The sequence below is a fragment of the Paenibacillus sp. MABNR03 genome (assembly GCF_050455445.1).
Taxonomy (GTDB): domain Bacteria; phylum Bacillota; class Bacilli; order Paenibacillales; family Paenibacillaceae; genus Paenibacillus; species Paenibacillus xylanilyticus.
Window position 1 is genome coordinate 89,607 of the sequence record NZ_JBCIYR010000006.1, and the last position, 23,387, is coordinate 112,993.

The 23,387-nt window shown below is 49.0% G+C and carries 23 protein-coding genes and 1 riboswitch; of the genes, 17 read left to right on the forward strand and 6 right to left on the reverse strand.

The window, feature by feature from the left end; all coding sequences use genetic code 11:
- Positions 1-138: 138 nt before the first annotated feature.
- From AAIH57_RS24660 to nfsA, 4 genes are all read left to right on the forward strand, one after another.
- Positions 139-2,661, forward strand: a complete 2,523-nt coding sequence (locus AAIH57_RS24660) for a heavy metal translocating P-type ATPase (RefSeq protein ID WP_430023363.1) — start codon at positions 139-141, stop codon at positions 2,659-2,661.
- Positions 2,662-2,910: 249 nt separating this feature from the next.
- Positions 2,911-4,071, forward strand: coding sequence for a YhgE/Pip domain-containing protein (locus AAIH57_RS24665; RefSeq protein WP_430023365.1), 1,161 nt, complete (start codon positions 2,911-2,913; stop codon positions 4,069-4,071).
- Between the two features lie 221 nt (positions 4,072-4,292).
- Complete coding sequence (locus AAIH57_RS24670; protein ID WP_175395850.1) at positions 4,293-4,889, forward strand: TetR family transcriptional regulator; 597 nt, start codon at positions 4,293-4,295, stop codon at positions 4,887-4,889.
- A complete protein-coding gene (gene nfsA / locus AAIH57_RS24675; RefSeq protein WP_430023367.1) occupies positions 4,882-5,625 on the forward strand; it encodes an oxygen-insensitive NADPH nitroreductase in 744 nt (247 codons plus the stop codon). The genes AAIH57_RS24670 and nfsA overlap by 8 nt, the downstream gene beginning before the upstream one ends.
- 71 nt (positions 5,626-5,696) lie before the next feature.
- Here the strand turns inward: nfsA and AAIH57_RS24680 are convergent, their stop codons facing one another.
- From AAIH57_RS24680 to AAIH57_RS24700, 5 genes are all read right to left on the reverse strand, one after another.
- Positions 5,697-6,503 (reverse strand): TatD family hydrolase, encoded by an 807-nt coding sequence (locus AAIH57_RS24680; protein ID WP_430023369.1) that lies wholly within the window; start codon positions 6,501-6,503, stop codon positions 5,697-5,699.
- 98 nt (positions 6,504-6,601) lie between these two features.
- Positions 6,602-7,411, reverse strand: coding sequence for an ABC transporter ATP-binding protein (locus AAIH57_RS24685; protein WP_430023487.1), 810 nt, complete (start codon positions 7,409-7,411; stop codon positions 6,602-6,604).
- A gap of 142 nt (positions 7,412-7,553) precedes the next feature.
- Positions 7,554-8,312, reverse strand: coding sequence for an ABC transporter permease (locus AAIH57_RS24690; protein WP_175395847.1), 759 nt, complete (start codon positions 8,310-8,312; stop codon positions 7,554-7,556).
- A complete protein-coding gene (locus AAIH57_RS24695; RefSeq protein WP_095291668.1) occupies positions 8,312-8,602 on the reverse strand; it encodes an MTH1187 family thiamine-binding protein in 291 nt (96 codons plus the stop codon). The genes AAIH57_RS24690 and AAIH57_RS24695 overlap by 1 nt, the downstream gene beginning before the upstream one ends.
- A gap of 34 nt (positions 8,603-8,636) precedes the next feature.
- Positions 8,637-9,677, reverse strand: coding sequence for an ABC transporter substrate-binding protein (locus AAIH57_RS24700; RefSeq protein WP_430023372.1), 1,041 nt, complete (start codon positions 9,675-9,677; stop codon positions 8,637-8,639).
- Between the two features lie 313 nt (positions 9,678-9,990).
- A riboswitch (TPP riboswitch) is annotated at positions 9,991-10,103 on the reverse strand.
- Positions 10,104-10,587: 484 nt separating this feature from the next.
- On the opposite strand from AAIH57_RS24700, the gene AAIH57_RS24705 reads away from it, so the two are divergent.
- Positions 10,588-11,877, forward strand: coding sequence for a phospholipase D-like domain-containing protein (locus AAIH57_RS24705; RefSeq protein WP_430023488.1), 1,290 nt, complete (start codon positions 10,588-10,590; stop codon positions 11,875-11,877).
- 275 nt (positions 11,878-12,152) lie between these two features.
- Positions 12,153-12,662 (forward strand): hypothetical protein, encoded by a 510-nt coding sequence (locus tag AAIH57_RS24710; RefSeq protein WP_430023373.1) that lies wholly within the window; start codon positions 12,153-12,155, stop codon positions 12,660-12,662.
- A 423-nt stretch (positions 12,663-13,085) separates the two neighbouring features.
- On the opposite strand, the gene AAIH57_RS24715 is transcribed toward AAIH57_RS24710, so the two are convergent.
- Positions 13,086-14,321, reverse strand: coding sequence for an MFS transporter (locus AAIH57_RS24715; RefSeq protein WP_430023374.1), 1,236 nt, complete (start codon positions 14,319-14,321; stop codon positions 13,086-13,088).
- A 389-nt stretch (positions 14,322-14,710) separates the two neighbouring features.
- Here AAIH57_RS24715 and serS point away from each other — a divergent pair, with 389 nt between their 5' ends.
- From serS to AAIH57_RS24770, 11 genes are all read left to right on the forward strand, one after another.
- On the forward strand, positions 14,711-16,015 hold the full coding sequence (gene serS, locus AAIH57_RS24720; protein WP_430023375.1) for a serine--tRNA ligase: 1,305 nt from the start codon (positions 14,711-14,713) through the stop codon (positions 16,013-16,015).
- A 255-nt stretch (positions 16,016-16,270) separates the two neighbouring features.
- Positions 16,271-17,377, forward strand: coding sequence for an Ig-like domain-containing protein (locus tag AAIH57_RS24725; protein WP_430023376.1), 1,107 nt, complete (start codon positions 16,271-16,273; stop codon positions 17,375-17,377).
- Between the two features lie 272 nt (positions 17,378-17,649).
- A complete protein-coding gene (locus AAIH57_RS24730) occupies positions 17,650-18,042 on the forward strand; it encodes a DUF2809 domain-containing protein (RefSeq protein ID WP_430023489.1) in 393 nt (130 codons plus the stop codon).
- A 1-nt stretch (position 18,043) separates the two neighbouring features.
- A complete protein-coding gene (locus tag AAIH57_RS24735) occupies positions 18,044-18,601 on the forward strand; it encodes a GNAT family N-acetyltransferase (RefSeq protein WP_175395838.1) in 558 nt (185 codons plus the stop codon).
- Positions 18,602-18,653: 52 nt separating this feature from the next.
- On the forward strand, positions 18,654-18,983 hold the full coding sequence (locus tag AAIH57_RS24740) for a DUF952 domain-containing protein (protein ID WP_430023377.1): 330 nt from the start codon (positions 18,654-18,656) through the stop codon (positions 18,981-18,983).
- 52 nt (positions 18,984-19,035) lie between these two features.
- Positions 19,036-19,608, forward strand: a complete 573-nt coding sequence (locus AAIH57_RS24745; RefSeq protein WP_430023490.1) for a DUF1572 family protein — start codon at positions 19,036-19,038, stop codon at positions 19,606-19,608.
- Between the two features lie 49 nt (positions 19,609-19,657).
- A complete protein-coding gene (locus AAIH57_RS24750; RefSeq protein ID WP_430023378.1) occupies positions 19,658-20,239 on the forward strand; it encodes a histidine phosphatase family protein in 582 nt (193 codons plus the stop codon).
- A gap of 41 nt (positions 20,240-20,280) precedes the next feature.
- Positions 20,281-21,039, forward strand: coding sequence for a 5-oxoprolinase subunit PxpB (pxpB, locus tag AAIH57_RS24755; RefSeq protein ID WP_175395834.1), 759 nt, complete (start codon positions 20,281-20,283; stop codon positions 21,037-21,039).
- A complete protein-coding gene (locus AAIH57_RS24760) occupies positions 21,036-22,061 on the forward strand; it encodes a biotin-dependent carboxyltransferase family protein (RefSeq protein WP_430023379.1) in 1,026 nt (341 codons plus the stop codon). Before pxpB ends, AAIH57_RS24760 begins: the two co-directional genes overlap by 4 nt.
- Positions 22,061-22,825 (forward strand): 5-oxoprolinase subunit PxpA, encoded by a 765-nt coding sequence (locus AAIH57_RS24765; protein ID WP_430023380.1) that lies wholly within the window; start codon positions 22,061-22,063, stop codon positions 22,823-22,825. Before AAIH57_RS24760 ends, AAIH57_RS24765 begins: the two co-directional genes overlap by 1 nt.
- 61 nt (positions 22,826-22,886) lie before the next feature.
- Positions 22,887-23,345 carry an NUDIX domain-containing protein gene (locus AAIH57_RS24770; protein WP_430023381.1) on the forward strand — a complete coding sequence of 153 codons (459 nt, stop codon included), beginning with the start codon at positions 22,887-22,889 and terminating at the stop codon, positions 23,343-23,345.
- Positions 23,346-23,387 lie beyond the last annotated feature (42 nt).

Sequence of the window (23,387 nt, forward strand, 5' to 3'; positions counted from 1 at the left end):
TCGATTTATGGCTCAGTCCAAAGTGCCGACAGGCGTTGATCACAAGAGGGTGCATCGTTTAAGCCTGATTTTTTGTCTGTTTTATACCCCCTAGGGGTACTATGAGATAACGATTCAAAATGAAAGGAGACTGACATCATGGATAAATCATCATCAACGGATAATACACCAGGAGCCGGATCGCAGCCGGATGGTTTGCAGACAACGCTGCAGATTACGGGCATGACCTGTGCGGCCTGTTCCACACGGATCGAAAAGGGATTATCACGTATGGAAGGTGTTCAGCAGGCCAGTGTCAATCTTGCCATAGAGCAAGCAAGCGTGACCTACGATCCGAAAGCTGTTAGTCTAGGCGCATTGCGGGATAAGGTGGAGGCGCTTGGCTACGGTACAGTGACGGAGTCTGTTGATCTGGACATTACGGGGATGACGTGCGCCGCATGCTCTGCCCGAATTGAAAAGGGGCTCTCCCGATTGCCAGGCGTATCGCGTGCGAATGTTAACCTGGCGCTGGAGACAGGGCATGTTGAATATGCAGCCGGAGCATTGAAACCTTCCGATATCACGGCCAAAATCAAACAGCTTGGCTACGGTGCTGAGTTGCAGCAGACACAGGAAGAAACCTCATCTGTCCGTGAGCGTGAGCTGCAGCGCAAGAAATGGAAGTGGATGATATCCGCTCTATTATCAATACCTCTGCTATGGGCGATGGTAGGTCATTTCTCGTTCACTTCTTGGATATGGGTGCCTGAGCTGTTTATGAATCCGTGGTTCCAACTGGTACTGGCAGCTCCGGTACAATTCGTGATTGGATGGCAATTTTATGTGGGGGCTTATAAGGCCTTGCGGAATGGCAGTGCCAATATGGACGTCCTGGTCGCTTTGGGTACAAGTGCGGCATTCTTCTATAGTCTTTACCTGACCCTCACAAGTGGATTTGTAACCCCAACGACAATGGATCATGGTGGGATGGGGGCGAGTACAACGGCCACCACGCCTTCAATAGAACTCTATTATGAAACCAGTGCCATTCTGATTACATTAATCTTGCTTGGCAAATGGTTGGAAGCCGTAGCAAAAGGCCGCTCGTCGCAGGCAATTAAAAGCCTGATCGAACTGGCTCCTCGTGAAGCCCGGGTAATCCGGGACGGGCAGGAAGTGGTTGTTCCTGCAGCATATGTGGCGGTAGGTGACCTTGTTCTGGTAAGACCAGGGGATAGCATTCCCGTGGATGGTATCGTGGAAGAAGGGCAGTCCTCAGTAGATGAATCCATGCTGAGCGGCGAGAGTTTGCCTGTCGATAAAAAGCCTGGTGACGCCGTAACGGGCGCTACGCTGAACAAAAATGGTGCACTGAGACTGCGCGCGACCCGAGTCGGTTCAGATACGGCGTTATCTCAAATCATTAAAGTGGTTGAACAGGCGCAGGGTTCTAAAGCGCCCATTCAGCGAATTGCGGATGTCATTTCGGGAATCTTTGTCCCGATTGTGGTCGGGATTGCTGTATTGACATTCCTGATCTGGTATCTGTTCGCAAGTCCCGGTGATTTCGCCGGATCGCTTGAAAAAGCGATTGCTGTACTTGTCATAGCCTGTCCATGTGCACTCGGGCTGGCGACACCAACCTCAGTCATGGCCGGGTCAGGGCGTGCAGCTGAGTATGGCATCCTTTTCAAAGGCGGCGAACATCTGGAATCGGCACAGCAGATTCAGACGGTTGTACTGGACAAAACAGGCACGGTCACTCAAGGCAAACCGGTACTGACAGATATAATCACAGCATCTGATTGGGCAGAAGCGGAGCTGCTGAAACGGGTTGGAGCAGCAGAGCAGAGTTCTGAGCACCCGCTGGCGGAAGCCATTGTAGCAGGAATTCGAGCCAAAGGACACACCTTAACCCAATCGGAGCAGTTCGAGAACGTGCCGGGGTATGGCGTTCGGGCCAGAGTCGAGGGTCAGGAAGTTCTGGTTGGAACACGGCGGCTGCTTGCAGATGCTCATGTGGAGGTTCCGGAGGCGACCGTTCAACAGATGAACGATTTGGAGGAACGCGGTCGCACGGCGATGTTGGTTGCGGTAGATGGCCGCTGGGCAGGTATAGTGGCTGTCGCAGATACAATCAAGGATACATCACAAGAAGCCATTCAGCGTCTTCAGGCCATGGGGATAGATGTCATCATGATTACGGGGGATAATGAGCGTACTGCTCGTGCTGTAGCGGAGCAAGCGGGTATCCATAATGTCCTGGCAGAGGTCCTGCCTGAGGGCAAAGCTGCTGAAGTGAAGAAGCTGCAGGATCGCGGGCTCAAAGTGGCTATGGTCGGCGATGGGATCAATGATGCTCCTGCTCTGGCTACAGCAGATATCGGCATGGCGATCGGAACAGGGACAGATGTAGCGATGGAAGCGGCGGATATTACGCTGATGCGTGGCGATCTTAACAGTATTGCGGATGCGATCGAAGTGAGTCGGCGCACCATGGGCAATATTAAGCAGAATCTGTTCTGGGCGCTTGGCTATAACGTGATCGGTATCCCTATCGCGGCAGTGGGTTTCCTGGCTCCTTGGCTCGCTGGAGCGGCCATGGCATTCAGTTCGGTATCGGTCGTGCTGAACTCGCTGCGTCTGCAACGGTTGAAGTTGGAACGTAATCACAAATAGGCTGTGAATGGAATATCCTTGACGTCACATGTAAGAGAGATGAAGCGCGGTTTGCTGCGGCGAGCCGTGCTTTTTCTTGTCTTCTTATGAAAATGGACAGCACTATTTGTGAAATGTAAATTATGTTTTCTGAACATTTCAGAAATTAGTTGACAATAGTGACATATGCCATTAAAATTTAAACAATTGTTTGATTCAAACGATCGTTTAAATCAAATTAGAACTATTTTGTAATGGGGGACCTTATTCATGTTACAGGCATTACGCATTTTATTGAAAAAACCGCCAGTGATTGTAGGGATCGTTACGGCACTTATGTTCCAAGTGATCTTTAGTGTCATCTGGATGACTGCATACTCCGGCGTGAACGACCGCACGAATGAATTGACGGTTGCGATTGTGAATGAAGACGGAGAAATGTCCCAAGGGATAGCGGATAGTATGGCTAAGACACTGCCTTTCCACACGGTATCCGATCTCAGTTCTGCTGAAGCATTGGATCAATTGAATCATCACGAAGTGCATATGGTGCTGAATATTCCGGCAGGCTTTAACGAGCTGCTTCAGACCGCGGGTTCCACCGCCGAAATTAAGTACACGATTAACGAGGCTAACCCGGTTACGATCAAAAGCATGATGCAAGGTGTATCACAAAGTGTAACAAACACGATTAACAAGCAAGCAACAGCTCAAGGTGTACAGACCCTGCTGACGGCTACAGGAGCACCTGCGGATCAGGCTGCAGCTGCTGCTGCCAACCTGGCTTCCCGGGTCGAAGGAACAACAACTTCGATTAACCCCGTGAATGGAATGAATAATCAGATGGTACCGATGATGATGGTACTGGCTTCTTATGTCGGCGCCATGATCATGGGTATGAATCTGCAGACAGCAATGGGGATGCTGTCAGCTGCGCACTCCCGCCTGACGCTGTTCGGTGCAAGAATTGTGATTAACATTGGATCCGCTCTGGTGGTATCGCTTCTCGGCTCATCGTTGATTGTTGCGCTGGGGGGACAGATTGCCCAAGGATTCGTTGCTTTCTGGTTGTTCCAGGCTCTGTTCCTTTGCACGTTCATGTTCTTCTCCCAGTTCTTCCTGATCTGTTTCGGACCTGCAGGAAGCCTGTTCAACATCATCTCACTGTCCCTGCAGCTGGTATCTTCCGGTGCTATGGTGCCGCGTGAACTGCTTAACAGCTTCTACAGCGGAATTGGACAGTATTTGCCTGCAACTTACGCGGTTCAGGGTATTCTGAGCGTTCAACTTGGTGGACCTGGAGTTCAGTCGGCAGCAGGCTCTGTTGCCATTGTCCTAGCCATCGCGGTTGCACTCTCCCTGGTTGTGACCCTGCTCAAAAAACAGCGCATGCCAGCAGGCGCACCAAGCCCGGCTCAAGTGAACGGCTAATATTACAGACGTACATGACTCTATAGCATTGGAGCAGGCACCCCGGTGGACTTCACCCGGGGTGCCTGCTGTTCGTCACGAGTACGATTGCTGCTCTTTACATGGCATTGATCTTGCCTTGCGCTTTGATATACAAACTTTCATAATAAATAGATGGAGCAGCCTGGCTGCAGCCCGGGAAGCTGGAGCATAGAAAAGAACGGATAAGAGGAGCGGACGGAATGACGGAACCGGAATTGGACATCAAAACGAGGATTTTGCTTGCAGCCAAGAAACTTTTTGCACAGCAGGGGTATGACGGGACAAGTGTTCGTCAAATCTGTGATGAGGCAGGTGCCAATGTGTCACTGGTCTCGTATCATTTTGGCGGAAAAGAAAAGGTGTTTGAAGCCATATTCGAGCACTTCTTTCCTGGTCACATGCTGAATGATTTGGCTGCGGAGTCCATGTCCCCTGTTGAGGGTATCACCAAAATTGTAGGTGAAGTCGTAAAGTTCACGATGAATGACTGGGAGATGAGCGATATTGTACAGCTTGAAATAACGCTGAATACCCATCGCACGGCTACCGTATTTCGCTTCCTGGACCCTGTGTGGACCAAAGTGAAGGACTTGTTGCAAGAAGGCAAGGACCAAGGGATATTCCAGATCGATTCCGTATCTTATGCAATGCTTCAGGTCATGGGTGTGGCTCTGGCACACAAACGTGCCAAAAACTCACGGTTTACGTTTAACTATGAGGATATGGATACAGATCAGCTGGCTGAACAGACGATTGAATTCGTACTACGAGGACTGGGAGTGAATAGACATGAATGAAACGATTGAATTGATGATGAAACACCGCTCGGTGCGGAAATTCAAGCCGGACCCGGTAAGTGAGGAACAGCTGGCGGCAATTGTAGCTGCCGGGCAGATGGCTTCCTCATCCAGTAGCGTACAGGCATATAGCGTCGTTGCCGTGACGGATTCGAAACTAAAATCGAAACTCGCTGCATTGGCAGGTAACCAAGTCTATGTGGAAGAATGTCCTGTTTTTCTCGTATGGTGTGCGGATCTGTACCGATTGAGTGATGCGGCAAGACGCCACCTGCCAGAGAAGGAATCCTATGCCGATTCCACAGAGAACTTCATGGTTGCAACCATCGATGTGGCCCTGGCCTCCCAGAATGCCGCTCTGGCGGCTGAGTCGCTTGGTTTCGGGATTGTATATATTGGCGGGCTGCGTAACCGGATTGAGGAAGTGACTGAATTACTGGGATTGCCGGAAGGGGTTTACCCTGTATTCGGTATGTGTATCGGTGTAGCCGATCAGGAAACCGGAATTCGCCCACGTCTGCCACTGAATGCGGTACTTCACCGCAATCGCTATGATGCCGAGAAGACGCTCCAGGGCGTGGAAAGCTACGACGAAACAACGATAGCATACATGAAAGCTCGCACGAACGGTGAACGTACAACACCGTGGTCCGAGTTGATGGCGAAACGCCTTACGGAGCCGGCACGTCTTCAGATGAAGCCTTACCTCGAAGGCAGAGGATTTATGAAGCGCTAAAGTAGTTGTATAGAAGAAGGTCAGCCGGGGAGTCCGGCTGACCTTTTTGTTGTCGTCATCTGCACCCTGAATTAGGGCAAACGGTAAAAGCGCTTGGTGTTCTGGTAAAAGAGTCGTGCCGCCTGCTCGCTTCCCATGCCGGTAATCTCGCTCCAGGCCTGAATGACCTGTCTCGTCATGGCGGGATGTGTCATGCGCCCCTGAAACGGTCCCTCAAAAGGCCAGGGACCATCGGTTTCCGCCATGACCTGTTCGGCAGGGTATCGCCTTGCCAGATCACGGATTTCCTCTTCGTATTGAATATCAGGTGTGAATGAGATGAAGTACCCGTTATCAGCCATCCGCTGAACAGTTTTGGGGGAGCCCTTGAACCAGTGAAAATGGGCATGTCTGAACTGATATCGTTCCAGCATGTCACAAACGATGTCGGCATCTTCATATACGGCATGAAGCACGATGGGTTTGTTATGCCGCTTCGCAAGCTGGATAAACCGTTCAAGCAGCTCGATATACCCGCTCTGGTCAAAATCTTGCCCCTCCTGTTCAGCTTCCTGGCGATTGTAGTAAGGCAATCCCACCTCCCCAATGGCCGCAGCTTGTCCGATGTGCTTTTCAATCCAATCAAAGAAGAGGTCTTGGTCTGCCGCGGCAGGCAAGGACTGTTCCGGGTGGAAGCCGAAGGCCGGATACACGGTTCGGGGATTCTGTCTCGCCAGCTCCAGATTGGCCTGGGCCGAAGCCATGTTCATGGAAACTGCGATGAGTGCTTCAACCTGTTTGTTCGAAAAGGATTGCAGCATCTCACGTCGCTCTTCTGGTGTGTATTGATCGAGATGAATATGAGCATCGATTAATGGTGCAAAAACTTGAGTATGCATGGAGGTGCCCCCCTGTAGTCTTTGGTCTTTCGAATAGTGATACGCAAAGGATGCTGAACTGGATCACCACTTTAGGTAAATACAACCAAAAACCCGTACTATGGAGATAGTCGGGCTTTCTTTTGTTCTTCTCTCATCCACTCGGAAATCTGTCGTTTGCGTTCAAGGAAAGCAGGTTCTTCCGTAATTTCTTCACGTCTTGGACGGTCAAAAGGAACATCTACCTCCTGCAGCACTGCAGCAGGTCGATTGGATAACACATAGATTCGATCGGCAAGCAGCAGTGCCTCTTCGATATTATGGGTTATGAACAGCACCGAGCGGCGGTTCTGTTCCCAGATATCAAGCAGCCAGCGCTGCATATCGCTGCGCGTCAATGCATCGAGCGCACTGAAGGGCTCATCGAGCAGCATCAGTTCCTGTGGGCTGAGCAGGGCACGAAGAAATGCAGCACGCTGCTGCATGCCGCCCGATAGCATATGCGGATAGGCCTGTTCGAATCCGGCGAGACCAACACTGGCCAACCACTTCCGTGCTTCCGCGAGTGCTTCTGCCTTGGGCGGAGCACTTGCCGATACTTCACCTGCAAGCAGCACATTTTCTTCAATGGTGCGCCATGGGAAGAGAGCAGGCTGCTGTGGCATATAGCTGATTTTACCCCGCTGTCCGGTAACGTTCTGTCCGTTCATCAGGACCTGGCCTGCTTGCGGTTTTAGCAAGCCTCCAATGATGTGAAACAACGTGCTCTTGCCGCAGCCGGAAGGACCAACGATGGCTGCGAATTCGCCCTGCTCCACAGTCAGGGACAATCCGTTCAGGACCGGGAGCTTGCTCCTGCGTTCCCGAAATGAAGCATGAACGTCCTGTACTTCCAGCGCAGGCAGATTCCTAGTCCCGGAAACGGACATAGCAGCGGGAGCGGGAGTGAGTGATCCTTCATTTGACCCCTTAATTGTGGTACTTCCGCTTGGCACTGTTTGCGCCTGTTCGTTATGTTTGAGTGTCATCTCGCATTCACCTCCTAACCTTGTATATTGCTTATGATGCGATTCAACGCTTCTGTGGTCGCCAGCGAACGAGCAGCTTCTCCAGCAGGGCAATGAAAAGGAAGAGCAGCAGGCTAAGCGCTACAATAATCATGATCGCAACGAATAGACGGTCTGTCCGGTAGGCGGACTTTTGAAGCATCATATAATAGCCGATCCCTTTATCCGCTCCGATCCATTCTGCAATGATGGCGCCCATCACGCTGTATGTGGCGGCAATTTTGACACCGGAGAAGATCGAGGGCAATGCGTGCGGCAGCTCCAGCTTCCAGAAGATCTGTCCGCGTCTTGCTCCCGCCATGCGCATATAATTCATCATTGCGGCATCGGTTCGGGTTAGACCATCCATGGCAGCAACAGCAACGGGGAAGAAGCAGACCAGGATAATGGTAATCAGCTTGGGCAGCAGCCCGAATCCGAACCAGATCAGCAAGAGCGGAGCGAGCGCGATGGTAGGTATATTTTGACTAAGGATAAGTAATGGATAGAGGGCTGATTTCAGGAATGGAATCAGATGCAGCACCATCGCAATCAGCAGTCCTACCAGTGTGCCCGCCGCGAAGCCGATCAACGTGAGCTGAATGGTCGCCCATGCATGCATGCCGAGCCGTTCTGCCTGGGATGCCGCTTCATGCGCGATGTCGGAAGGTGCCGGCAGCATCCATTTTTCAATGTGAAACAGGGACACCGCGCCCTGCCATATCGCTATAAAGAGAATAACCGCCACAATGGGCGGCCATACACTTTTGAAATAGGTATGCATTAGCGATACTTCTCCGTCAGGGTATCCATGCTGAAGCCGTTCGGGCTATGGGCAATTTTGATCTGGGAGATGATGCTTGGACTGCCAGCCTCCACGAGCACCTCGTGCATTTTGCGGACAACTTCGAGCAGTTCCTCCAGTTCTCCCTCCATCGTGGTGTCGAGCGGGTTGACCTGGTATTTCAAACCGGATTGCTGAATAACTTCAATGGCACGATCCACGTAAGGGTATGAATTTTCACCATTTGGCGTTTTGGGAATGACCTGAATGCTAAGCAGTGTGCTTGCCATGAGAGATCACGGCTCCTTTCGGGTTAGTTGTATTTTATTGAGGTAAAAATTCGTTCGTATACGCCTTGGATACATCAATCTGCTCATCGAGCAGTTTTTTGTCGAACATCCAGTCCGTGTAATTTTGCCATACTTCCTGTTTCTGCTCACCCCAGCGCGGAGCATCGTCCTTGTACTTAGGGCTGAGCCATTTTTGGCTTGCCAGGACAAGGTCCTTATCCAGATCCGGTACAGCCTTGATCAGAATGTCCGCAGCTTCTTCGGGATGATCAATAGCGTATTGGTACCCCTCGGAAGTGGCCTTCATAAACGCCTTAACCAGCTCGGGGTCGTTCTGAATGGTCTGTTCGTTCGTAACGAGTACAGGGGTGTAATAGTCCAGCGCGTCGGAATAATCCTTCACATACAGCATGTCGATGGGTTCTCCGCGCAGCTCGGCTTCAATTCCGGTCCAGGCGTAGAAAATCCAGGCAAAATCAATGTCCCGTTTCACTGCGGTAAAAAAGTCGGCATCGCCCATATTAATATTTTTCACTTTGGACACATCGGCGCCTTCGCCTTCCATGATGGATTGCATGACTGCTTCTTCCACAGGGGAACCCCAGCCGCCATAGGATTTGCCTTCAAAATCTTTGGGTGATTTAATGTTTCGGTCCGCCGGAGCGGCGAAACCGGACGTATTATGCTGAATGACGGCTGCAATGGAGACAAGCGGAACGTCCTGTGTACGGGCTTGTGTTACACTCTCCTGATAACTTACGCCAAAAGGCACTTCGTTCGACGCAACCATCGTATCCGCGCCCCCAGCACCCGGCTGCACAATCTCAACATTCAAGCCTTCCGCTTGGTAGAAACCTTGATCCACGGCGGCATACAGACCAGTGTGGTTTGTATTTGGGGTCCAGTCGAGCACGACTTTGACATCCTTCAGTGCTGCGCTATCCCCTTCATTGGTGTTTTCAGTGTTGCTGCTGCCGTTCTGTCCTGTGGGTGCTGCCTCCTGGCTGCCGCATGCAGCGACGGTGACCAGTGTCACACACAAGAGCAGGAGGCCGATCATTTTCCGCCATCTCATCTTGATTTCTCTCCTTCAGTTGTCCGGCCAGTGGCACGGGGTACTCCTTGGCTTCATATCCAAGCATGGTGCATAAATCCTTCGATTTATACCAGCTATGATCCGGATGGCATCCTTTTTTATACAAAAAGAAATTAAGAAAAATGTCTTATCCATGTAAAAAAAGAAGCCAGACCGATTTGGCGGCACTTTTTCTTGCAATATCAGTAAGTCAGCTTCGAAGCTTAATCTTTCTGATAACATCAAAAAAAGCGCCCCGAAATCCGGGACGCGTGCAGGCGTTAGAGAGGTGGCGTACAGCACATGGCTGGGCCTATTCAATATACTCCGATTCCTACGCTGGCATGATCCAGATCAGGTCTAAGGGTTAGTATCTTCGTGGGATACACTCTCAGCCGGCCAATTCCGACTCCCCTGGGAAACTATGAAGTTACGGGCATTACTAGGTGTAATTATAGGCCAGCGGGTGGAACGTGTCCAGTCAGGAACTGGATGGGATACGTAAATAATTATCGTGGCGAATAATATAAGGCGATCTGGCTTAGTGCAAAAGCATCGGATAGTGGGCCATAGCCTAAGTGCTGAGGATCTGGAAGGTTTCCAACAAAAACTTGGATCAAATCCGATGTTTGATATCTCGTCGCATAAGGGCTGCTTTCCCTATTTCAGCGATCAGCTTTTGATCGTTTGACCTTGACCGGGGTCGCTTGATTCATTTAAATAACATAATTTAGATACAAAAGGAGATAGTACTGCTATACAAATAATTATTTTTTACATAAAAATGGGGGCGTACTGAATGATCCTTAAAATCATATTCGCAATTATTCTGTCCTATTGTATCTACGTTTTTTTCACAGCTTACCTTTTATTTTTGGTTCCGTCTCCAACTACTATTGAAAATACGGATATGCAAAAATCGGTAACAGAAGGAAGTACAACAGATCGCGTATTACTCTTGGAGGACGGCTTTCAATCCGGTCAGGTGAGAATCCAGACCATTCGAGAGGCGAAAACAAGCATCGACGTGGCTTATTACTCCATCCAAAAGGGAAAAACATCTCAACTCTTTTTTGCTGCTTTATTCGATGCAGCTGATCGGGGTGTGCATGTTCGAATCATTTTAGACGGGATTTTTCACAGCATGCGCGGAGAATTGCGTGATATTCCAGATGCCATTGCAGCTCACCCCAATGTGGAGTTAAGGTATTATGAACCACTCCACATATTTATGCCATGGACATGGCATAACCGTCTGCATGACAAGATCCTTCTTGTCGACAACACATATGGCATCATTGGCGGCCAAAATATTGGTGATAAATACATGGCATTGCAACCCCAAAAAGACTATGTATTCGATCGGGATGTCCTTGTTTACAATCCAAACCATAATACGAACAGCACGGTTGTTGAAATGAAAAAATATATAGATCGGTTATGGAATCATCCATTCACCAAACCAGAAAAACATGCAAAACGTCAGCATCATGCAAAGGGGGTAAAAGAGCTTGCTCGGCTGGCTCAGTTATATAAAAAAGCTCGGGCTCAGAGCGATCCTTTTGTTAAAGTGTTGCCGAAGGAATGGGCTCAAGGAGCTCTTCATTCCGACCACGTCGCTTTCATTCACAATCCAATCAAAAGGCTGTATAAAGACCCGACCATGTGGAGAGCATTTGTTCATTTCGCCAATCAAGCAAAGTCGAAAGTGTACCTTCAGACGCCATATGCCATTCCTACCAAGAAAATGAAGAAAGCAGTACATCTGTCGATGAATCCAAAAGCAGAATGGGTCATGCTAACCAATTCAATCCAGCAGACCCCTAACCCTTTGGCTTTCGCGGGATACTTAAGCTCTAAGAAACGGTTGCTTGATACCAGTCTGGCCATTTATGAATACCAAGGCCCTTATTCCATACACGGCAAATCATTTGTCATGGATGATTACCTCAGCATGGTTGGTTCGTATAATCTTGATCCCAGATCTGCCTTTCTAAATACCGAATCTGCTGTGGTCATTTCTGGTTCTGCATTCGCCAACGAACTAACAGAGGCTATGGATATCAAACGTGCACATAGTACGCGTGTGAATAAAGGTGAGCATCCAGCAGAATCTACGAATCAGAAAGGCTCTGTTATCAAACGAATGGCAATCACAGCTTTATCCAAACTGTCTTTTCTCTGGAGATTTATGTTGTAGGAAAGAACCCACATTTTTTGAGTTGAATTTTTGCTCCAGCTCATCAAAGCTTGCTTATATTTCTTGCGCCAAGACAAATGGATCTGTATCGGGGAAGAACCAGACCAATGGATTCAGAAATCTCATTTAGTATTCGCGATGTATGGACCGCGCCAACCGGCAAGTCATCACACGGGAGATATAATTTCATTGGAGTACCCGTCTGAATGTTCACAGAATGTTCACTTATGTGGAGGGTTTCCTCATCTCTATAATTACGAAGGTAAACAGAGAGGATGAGTGAATTGCCAACAAGCAAGAAGGAACAAATTATTTTCGGATTAATGATGTGTACAGGAATGGTTGTCGTCATGATGACATTCAATTTATGGCACAGTGGGTTACTCGGTAGGATGTCCCCGCTTGAGATACTGCTTCAATTCATATTATGTTTTGTCATCGCGTTTGTGGTAGAGTCCTTCATTGTCGGACCTGTAGCGAGAAAGATTGCTTTTTCCTTGCCCTTTGACAAGTCCAACAAGATTTTGAGTGTGCTCGCCATGTCATTTTTCATGGTGATTGGCATGGTTCTGATCATGTCCTTGTATGGGATGGTTTCAGCATACCTGGCGGATCAATTAAATGGGGCATCCGTACTCCGTAAGTACCTTCATACAATCGCTCGTAACTTCAGCCTGGCGCTGCCATATCAATTGATCATTTTGGGGCCCCTCGTGCGATATGTATTCGGTAAATTCATCAAGGATAACGGGCCTGTAATGCCTGTTGTTAACAAGAGTGTGTGATGCAGCTGGACCCAAAGTATTTCCTGGGCAATCTTGTGCAAATGAATAGATCATATTCTCACCTGTAATGAAAGGTGATCTGAGGCAAAGATGGGGCACTTTCCACCGTAATTACAGCGCTAACGAATCGAGAACACCTTATTAGGCCAGTTTTTAGGGGAATGAAAAATCTAACGAATCTCAGCGGCGTTATTATGCTAAGAAACTGCAACGAGACCTTGAATTTGAGATAATTACCTAAAATAACGCCTCTAGGATTCGTTAGATCTCAAACATGTAGAAATGGAGGGGGATAGCGTGTGCTAGGTTCGTTAGAACAGAGTAACGCTAGAAAAAGATGTCCACTGCCAAGTCATGGCGGTGGACATCTCAATCTCTACAATAGGTATTTCTAATCCTCAGGAAAGGATAAACACATAACTGTTATGTCACAGAATCCGCTATATGTTTGTTCTGCCATTGATGCGTGATCACGCTAATGATAAGCAGGCCAACTGCAAATATGGCAAGCATCCATGCAGATTGATTAATCTCCAGATGATCAAGACTCCATCCCGTGGTCAAAGGCAGAATAGCACCGCCGACCCCGCCTGAGGCAATCAAGATGCTTGGTGTGGATTCTTCTGTTCCAGGCAGCAGTTTACTAGCGAAGACAAGGGCAATGGAGAAGATGCCTGACATCGCAAGTCCAAGCAGTAAGATGATGAGAAATGCAGACCAGATTTGGTTTGTAAATGGAAATACCATTAACAAGAGAACAGATGCGAGACAACTGTACAGGACATAGACGCGGTATTGGAATTTCTCTGCGATATACCCGGCGAAGAGTCGTCCCACAGACATGGCAATCCAGAAACAGGTGACACTAAGCGCTGCTCCGGCTTCCTTCATGTTCATTTTCTCAATCAGAATCGCTGGCATGAAGTTCGCAAGACTCATCTCCGTACCAACATAAAGGAAGAAGAAAAGCACGAATAATACCAGAAGAGTCATGTTACGGCCACGATAGGTTGGACCGGGTGTGCTGACAGCTACGGGATGCATCTCACCTGATGCCCCGGCAGTGTGGGCATGTATTGAACCGTTATTAGAACTACGTCTCTCTAGAACCTCATCGAGTTCACCGAATGATCCTTTCGCCCAGAAAACAAAGGTCAGCGCTGCGCAGATCGCAACAACGAGAAAGGAAAGGCGCCAGTATCCGGCAGCAATCAGACCGCTGGCAATGAGCGGCATGACCATCGCCCCGATCCCGAATAACACTTCAAGTCGACTCATGGCAACGGCTGTATTGTCTTTGATTGCAGCAATGATAATGGTACCAATGACAGCTTCAACCATTCCGAATCCAAAGCCGGCTGCGGGTGCGATGACGTACATCCAGCCCCACGGTGGCAGCAGCATATAGGATAATTCTGCGATACAGAGCAGTGCTGTGGCGATTAACAGGCCTCCCCGTTTACCAAAGCGTCTGTTCAGCCATGGAGATAACAATACACCACCCAGGAATCCGGCAAATTGAGCGAAGATCAGCGTTCCGCCTTGGCTATAATCTTTGCCATAATGTTCAAGTGCAACCGGCAGAATGGAACCGAGCACAACGTGGGCAAGTCCAATCAGGAAATAGGATAGACATCCGATCCAAAGTAATTTTTTCATAAAGAACTCCTTCTACTTTTATACATAAAATGAGGATCACAATAAAGCGCAATCTTGGAGACAAAGTCTATCATAACAGGACATGTTAAGTTATGCCATGAATTCCGGATCGATACAGAAGGTTGCAATTAGGTCCGGCGTTCGTATATACTGAGACACAACAATTACAGATCGGAACCATGCCGTTGAAGAGCATCCAACTCGGAGGCGTTATCGCCAGGGGAGCGAATATATCCCCAAGTTAACCGGAACCGCCCGTTATCGCGGACCAAGAGGCTGAATGAGGATATCCTGATTCGGCAAGTTGGGTGGCACCGCGAGCAGAGCGCTCCTCGTCCCAAGGGATGAGGGCGCTCTTTGCATTTTTACAGCCAAAGGAGACGGTGACCATGTTGGACATGAAGTGGATTCGGGCACATGCAGATGAGGTACAGGCAGCGGCCGACGGGAAAAAAATCAATATCAGCATTCGCATATTGCTGGAACGGGATGAGGAACGCAGAGCTCTTTTGCAGGAAACGGAAGAAGGGCGCAGAATGCGAAACACATTATCAGCGGATATTGGGAAACTGATGCAATCCGGGGATCGGGAACAGGCCGAAGAACTGAGAGCTCGGGTAAAACAGCTGAATGAGCAGCTGGAACAGGTCGAAGCGAAGCTTGCAGACGTGCAGGAGGAAGTGACCAGGCTGCAATGGCTGGTGCCCAATGTTGTATCGCCGGATACGCCGAACGGAGCATCCGACGAGGATAATGTGGAGCTGCGGCGCGTGGGAGAAACACCGAAATTCGATTACACAGCCAAGGACCATGTGGAACTCGGAGAGCTCCACGATCTGATTGATATTCCGCGCGGGGTGAAGATCGGTGGAACAAGGAGCTATGTGCTGAAAGGGGCAGGGCTACTTCTGCACCGGGCTGTACAGCAGCTTGCGCTGGATTTGCTGCTGAGGCATGGATTTACACCCATGGAAGTGCCTTTAATGGTCAGAGAGGATGCACTTGTGAACACGGGTTTTTTCCCGACAGGACGCGATCAGGTCTATGAGTTGGAAGGTGAGGGCAAGTGGCTGGTCGGAACCTCGGAGGTGCCGCTCGTATCGTACTATGCCGATGAGATTGTGGATGTACAGAAGCCGATCAAGCTGGCTGCGGTATCGACATGTTTCCGCAGTGAGGTTGGATCAGGCGGTCGTGATGTGCGAGGGTTATACCGGGTTCATCAGTTTGCCAAAGTCGAACAGGTCATTCTCTGTGCACCAGATGCGGCGGAATCGGAGCGCATGCTGCAGGAAATTACCGGCCACGCTGAAGAGTTGCTGCAGCTGCTGGAGCTGCCTTATCGGGTAGTCGCGGTGTGCACAGGAGATATGTCCCAGAAAACGTATAAACAATATGATATCGAAACATGGATGCCGAGCCGGGGGGCTTATGGAGAAACCCATTCGTCGTCAAACCTGCATGATTTTCAGGCGCGTCGTTCGAATATTCGCTGCCGTGATGCCGAGGGTAAATTGGCGTACTGCCATACGCTGAACAATACGGCTGCAGCTTCACCGCGAATTCTTATCCCCTTGCTGGAGAATCATCAACAGGAGGATGGAAGCATTCGCATTCCGGCGGCCCTCCAGCCTTACATGGGCGGCGCTGAATATTTGATTTTGCCGAATCTAGATGAAGAAAACCAGAAGTAATGTATTGTGAAAAATTGTAAAATTAAACGGAACCCCGAATCGGGGTTCCGTTTAATCAAAATATGGTCTGTTACCCACAGATATTCTTGTTCAAGCCTAGCTGCCAGTTCTATATGTTCCATAGTTCACCTGTATTCTTTGCCGAATCTCACTCCTTTTATCATTTTATTGCTATAATATTCATTATTATGCATCCAATCTCCGATATAATATAATAGAAGTAAAATATTGGATTATAGGAGATGGGAGATTGAAATGAACAGAATCAAAATAACACTTCGAGGATTGCTTGCACTCATCATAGTATGTACCGTACTGGCTCCGTCACACATTCTGGCGGCTGCGGGGGATGTGACCTCCATTGAAATTACCAACAGCAGTCCGCAGAAGTTAAGTGTGTCACAGACCGTTGCGCTTAAGGTGATGGCTGAAGTGGAAGGGTTTGATAACAAGCAGGATGTGACTGCAGGTGTCACGTGGTCTACGAGTAATGCAGCCGTTGCAACCCTTGTGAAGGGTAAAGTAAAGGCGGTAGCAGCTGGTGAGGCAACCATATATGCCGAGGTCGATGGAGCAAAGGCCCAGATCCTTGTTCAGGTTTCCGAGAAAATCAAAAGCATAAAAGCCTCGCCCAAATCCTACAGTTTTGTCAAAGGCAGTGAAAGCACGCTGCCCAAAGTCAACATTGTACGTGCGAACGGCAAAGAAGAAGATGTTACGTCAGAGATCGTATGGACGGTATCGAATGATTTGGCAGTGCTTGAAAATGGAAAGATCAAAGGCAATACGCCTGGCAGAGTGCTGTTACAAGGCAAATACGGCTCGGAAACCGTTAAAGTACCAGTCGCTATCACTGACATTATTACCAAAGTCGAGGTAACACCTACTGCATTGCAGCTGAACATCAAGAAATCCAAAGCACTTAAGGTTATTGGTACATATGCGAATGGAAAAACCATTAATCTCTCGAAGCAGGTGACCTGGACTTCATCGAATAATGCGGTGGCAACCGTTAAAAATGGGACGGTCAAAACACTGGCGGAAGGTCAGGCGACCTTGACAGGAACCTATCAAAATCAGACAATAAAGACAGAAGTTACTGTTGTTCCGCTGCTCAAAAAACTGATTCCAAGTCAAAAGAAGCTTGTATTATCCCGTCAGGGAAGCACTACGCTGACGGTCATGGCACAATATGACACTGGTAAAACGTCGGTTGTTACAAACAGTGCAGTCTGGAGCAGTACGAAACCAAGTGTTGCTACAATAACGAATGGCAAAGTTGTGGCTGTGGGCAAAGGAAAAACAAGCATAACGGCCAAATGGAACAACAAGAAAGTGACGATACCGGTAACGGTAAAATAAAGCTTCATTAACAATAGTGATTGACACCATTATTTTTTATTAAAGCAATAGACAGCAGAGGGGGCGTAGACATACGCCCCTTTTTAGATACAAAAATTCGAAGTCACCCAGAGGTTGATTGCCTGCTGTGCACCCGGGTTGAAGGCATGAAGCAAAGTGCATATAAAAAGTACAAAACAGGCTACCATTTGAAGTCCGATCAAAAGGGAGGGCGGCTAAATAACAGGCTCCTGTGTAAGAGTACATTTGGAATTCAACCATCTAGGAAGGTGATGCTGATCAGAGGAAGATTGATGTATCTTATTGCCGCAGTAATTACAATGGCAGCCGGGTTAGCCTCCCGGCATTTTGGGGGAATGCTGCCTGTTTTCTTGCATGAACATGCTGGTGACGCGTTGTGGGCAGGCATGGTCTATTTCGGGATACGTATGATTTGGATCAGTCGCAGCAGGGTTTGGGCCATCATGTTTGGCGTAATATTCAGCTCGGCGATCGAGTTCTCGCAAATGATCCAGACCCCTTGGCTTAATGAGTTGCGTTCAACGATGTTCGGAGCTCTGATCTTGGGACGCGGATTTCTTGTGGTAGATCTAATCAGGTACACGGTAGGAATTATGTGCATGTTTGTGATAGACCATTATTTCCTGAGCAATAGGAGGAGTTAATATGAATATCGAAAAGCTGTTTGCCGAGTCACCAGAATTCGAAACCGAGAGATTGAGGCTGAGACGTCTTACGCTGGAGGATACACAGGATTACTTTGCATTTGCCTCCGATCCAAGAGTGAGTGCACAAAGTCTGTGGAACTGTCATGAGACGGTGGATGAGTCTGTTCAATACATTCAACGGGCACTGGACAATTATGAGAAGAAGTTCGTATATCTGTGGGGATTTGTTCTGAAAGATAACGGGCGCCTGATAGGTCGAGGAGGGATTTTTCATTTTAATGAATTGATGCAGAGTGCTGATCTGGGATATGCCATTGCCAGCGCCCACTGGAACAAAGGGATTGCTGCGGAAGCGATGCAGCCCATCGTCAATTATTGTTTTCAGGAATTGGACTGCAACCGGCTGGAAGGCAGGTGCAACGCAGGCAATATTGGATCAGCACGGGTTATGGAGAAACTGGGCATGTCATATGAAGGCTTGCTTCGCAAACAATTGAAGATCAAAGGTGTGTTCACGGATCAGAAATTGTACTCCCGTATCCGGGATGATCTATAATACGTTCAATGATGCACAGAGTACATAGAAGAAATAATAAGGAGGCGGAACAATGATCTACAGTATTATTTCCCGGTCGGTATGGGAGCAGGTATCCAAGGAGAACGTGTACGCACCAGACAGCCTGAAGACGGATGGATTCATTCATTGTTCCACCAAGGAGCAAATTCCATGGGTAGCTGCACAATACTACGCCGGGCGAACGGATCTGCTATTGCTCGGTATTGATGAGAAAGCATTGAAGCCTGAACTTGTATATGAAGACCTGTATGAATTGAATGAACTGTTCCCTCATATTTATGGAGAGCTTAATCTGGATGCGGTGCAGAAGGTTATTCCTTTTGAGCACAATAAAGAGGGAGTACTTTCTTTTCCGGAGTAATGCAATCCCTGAAACGCGATCATTGATACAGAAAGGTGTTGGCATATTGGATATGAATATGAACCAGGCATTTCTGGAGACAGCCGAGAAGCAATTTCAATACTATAAACAGCTCGGAGAAAAGGCAATGGAACAGCTTGAGACCGAGCAATTATTTCAGGCATGGCATGAAGACACCAACAGCATTGCTGTCATTGTGAAGCATTTGTGGGGCAATATGTTATCCCGTTGGACGGACGTGCTCACAACGGATGGAGAAAAGTCATGGCGGGAGCGTGATGCCGAATTCGTGAATGACATCTCCACCCGTGAAGAACTGCTGGACAAATGGGAAGAAGGCTGGAACTGTTTGCTGAATGCCATTCGTTCTTTTACACCGGAACAACTCTCACATAACATATACATCCGCAACGAAGGACATACCCTCATGGAGGCCATTACACGGCAATTGGCGCATTATCCATACCATGTGGGGCAGATCATCTACGCGGCCAAAATGCTCAAAGAAACACCGTGGAACAGCCTTTCCATTCCAAGGAATGGATCCGCAGTATACAATGGCGGCAAATTTGCCAAGCCGAAAGCGCGCAGGCATTTTACCGAGGATGAGTTAGACAAGGATTGATCGATAAATATGAATTAAACGCCTATTACAGAACAAAGTGAGGAACATTATGACACAGTTTGCATTAATACGTCACGGAAGCACAGCGTGGAATAAGGAAAAGCGGTCTCAGGGACAGACGGACAATCCTCTGGATCAGGAAGGAAGAGAACAGGCCGTTTTGCTTGCTGAAAGGCTGAGTACAGAGTCGTGGGATGCGATATATGCGAGTGACTTGGAGCGTGCAGGTGAGACGGCAAGGATCATTGGACAGCGGCTGGGGATTAACGAGATCCACCTGGACTCAAGGTTACGTGAGATGGGCGGTGGACAAGTGGAAGGAACAACGGAAGCAGAGCGTATAGCCAAATGGGGCGCGGACTGGAGCAGCCTTGAGCTGGGACGGGAAGCTGCAGAGGCTGGAACTGTGCGCGGAAGTGCAGCGATCGAGGATATTTGTAAGGCGCACCCTGATGGCAAAGTGATTGTAGTCAGTCATGGGGCGATTCTGCGGAATACCCTCAGAGGCTTGGTCCCTGCCCTCGATATTAGTACCAAGTTGTCCAACACTTCAATTACCCGGATTGAAAAGAAAGCCGGAGCTTGGGCATGTGAACTGTATAATTGCAGTATGCATCTAAATCCGAAATAGAACGGAATGTGATTAAACTTGCCGGCAAGGGGGGAGATGACATGAGCAAAACCAAGTATTCGTGGACAGAAAAGATGCTGTCTCCACTGGGTGAGGCTGGAGTGATGATTCGGTGTGGAGAAACGATATCGGATGAGGTTCATCGCAGAGTGATCTCGGTCTGTACTTTACTGGAACAAAATCCTTTTCCGGGCATGCTCGAGTTGGTGCCATCGTTTGCATCAGTCGCACTGTTCTATGATCCTCTCATTATTGCATCGACTGCTGTATCAACGGCAGGAAAAGGAGCAAGAATATCTTCCCCTTATCAAGATGTGTGCACTATGTTATTAGCCCGGTTAAACATGCTGGAAGAATCGGTACATGATCACGCCAGAACCGTTGTGATTCCAGTTTGCTACGGTGGTGAATTTGGGCCTGACTTGAAGCATGTTGCAGAAGAACATGGGTTGACGTCAGATGAAGTCATTGCCATCCATACATCGGGGGATTACCTGGTTCACATGATCGGATTTGCACCGGGATTTCCCTATCTTGGCGGTTTATCTAAACGGATTGCTACACCCCGAAGGGCAACTCCAAGGCTGCGGGTGGAGGCTGGAACCGTAGGCATCGGCGGCGAGCAAACGGGAATATATCCAGTAGCCACTCCGGGTGGATGGCAATGTATTGGACGAACGCCTCTGACGCTGTTTCGCCCCGAACATGATCCGCCAAGCCTGCTCCAGGCAGGTGATCGGGTTCGTTTTGAACCGATTACCGAGCAGGATTATAAGGAATGGAAGGAGAGCGAAGGATGAGGATTGAAGTCATTCGCCCAGGGTTGATGTCCACGGTTCAGGATGAAGGAAGATACGGGTATCGACGGCATGGAGTTCATCCCGGCGGGGTCATGGACACATTTGCCGCCAGAGCGGCCAATATGCTGGTTAATAATTGCCGTAGTGCAGCCGTGCTGGAAATGACCATGACGGGACCTGAGCTTCGATTTCAAGAGAATCAGCTGATCGCCTTATGTGGAGCGGACTTGTCGGCATCTGTAGATGGCCAGCCGGTTCCGCTCTGGCGTCCGGTCGCGCTAATGGCTGGGAGTGTATTGAAATTAGGAAAGTGCCGATCTGGATTAAGGGCATATCTGGCGATTGCCGGGGGGATTGTGGTGCCTGAGATTATGGGAAGTCGAAGTACGGATCTCAAAACCGGTATGGGTGGGTTGGACGGCCGTGCCTTGCGTGCAGGAGATATGTTGCCAACGGGAGAGGCCTCTCCCGAAGCGCAAGCCATGCTCAATCAATTGCTGAGACAGGCCAAGATGGAAAAATTACCAATGAAGGCAGCTGCGTGGTTTCTATCAAGCAGGGAATGGCCCTCATATCAGGCTGAGCCTGTGATCCGTGTTATGCCAGGCATGGATGACTCCAGGTTTTCCGGGGCTAGTCTGGAGCAATTTTATAAGGGGCGATATGTCATTGGTCCCCAGTCGGATCGGATGGGTTACCGATTGGAAGGCGCGAGGCTAGAGCTTGAACAACCCCTGAGCCGGTTATCGGAAGCCGTTACTTACGGCACAGTACAGGTGCCTGCAGATGGTCAGCCTATCATATTAATGGCAGATCATCAAACCATTGGAGGGTATCCTGTCATTGCTCAGGTGGTCCGGGTGGATTTGCCCGTATTGGCCCAGGCGAGGCCAGGGACACGGGTAGCTTTTCAGCCAATTACACACGAAAAAGCCCAGCAATTGTTCCTTTACCAGGAACGGGAATTACAGTTGAGTGCAGCATTCATCCGCAGAAGATTAATTGAAACGGGGGACCATTAATGAAGACGGTGGATATCAATTGTGATCTGGGCGAAAGTTATGGTGTATATCGAATGCAGTGGGATGAAGCGGTACTGCCGCTGATTACTTCCGCCAATATCGCTTGCGGATACCATGCGGGGGATCCGGCGACCATGCGATCAACCGTGGAGCGGGCCTTGGAACATCAGGTTGCAATTGGAGCCCACCCCGGATTGCCGGATTTGCAGGGATTTGGCAGGAGACGTATGGAAATTACACCACAGGAAGCCTATGACATGGTGGTATACCAAATTGGCGCGCTTGATGCCTTTGTCCGATCATACGGTGGTTGTATGCATCATGTAAAACCACATGGCGCTTTGTACAATATGGCTGCAGAGAATATGGTGCTTGCTGAGGCTATTGCCCGGGCTGTTTACAACGTGCGGCCTGAACTGTACTTATATGGTCTAGCAGGCAGCCAGCTCATACAGGCAGCGGATCGCATCGGTTTGCGCAGTGTGAGCGAAGTGTTTGCAGATCGTACTTATGGTTCGGATGGGAAACTGACACCTCGCAGTCAAGCCGGGGCAGTTATTCAGCAGACCGAACTGGCGCTGGCCCAAGTTCTGCGTATGGTGAGGGAAGGAATCGTTGTTTCCACGGAAGGCGCACAGGTTCCCCTAAAGGCTGAGACCATATGTATACATGGTGATGGGGAGCATGCCCTTTTTTTTGCGAGGGAGATCCGCATACGACTTGAAGCTGAAGGGATGATCCTCGTTGCTGCCGGAACGCCTTAAGAGTGGTTCGGAGGCGGACTATCGGCAATACATATGAAATGAATAGGAGTAGATGAACACGATGAAACCCATACGCAACTCAGCTAAGGCGGTCATTGTACAGGACGGACGTTTACTTGTGATTCGACTGGAGGACCAATACGGTACAGCCTATGTTTTCCCCGGGGGAGGACAGGAGAAGGGTGAAGAACTCAAGGATGCAGTTGCCCGCGAGTGTCTGGAAGAGATTGGACAGGCAGTGACGGTAGGAGAGCTGCTGCATATCCGAGAGTATATCGGAAAAAATCATGAATTTGCCGAGTGGGACGCAGACGTCCACCAGGTTGAATTTTATTTCGAATGCACCCTGAAAGATGCAGGCGCGACAGTGTTCGAAGGCTCCAATCCGGATGATCATCAGGTCGCGGTGGAGTGGATTGCACTTGAAGATCTGCCTTCAGTCCGGCTGTACCCCAAAACCATTGGCGAATTGCTGCTGAAGCATTTGCCATCACGGATTTACCTGGGGGATCTGAACTAGTATTCTTCCAATATTGTCACGTTTAAGAACAGATTCATGGAT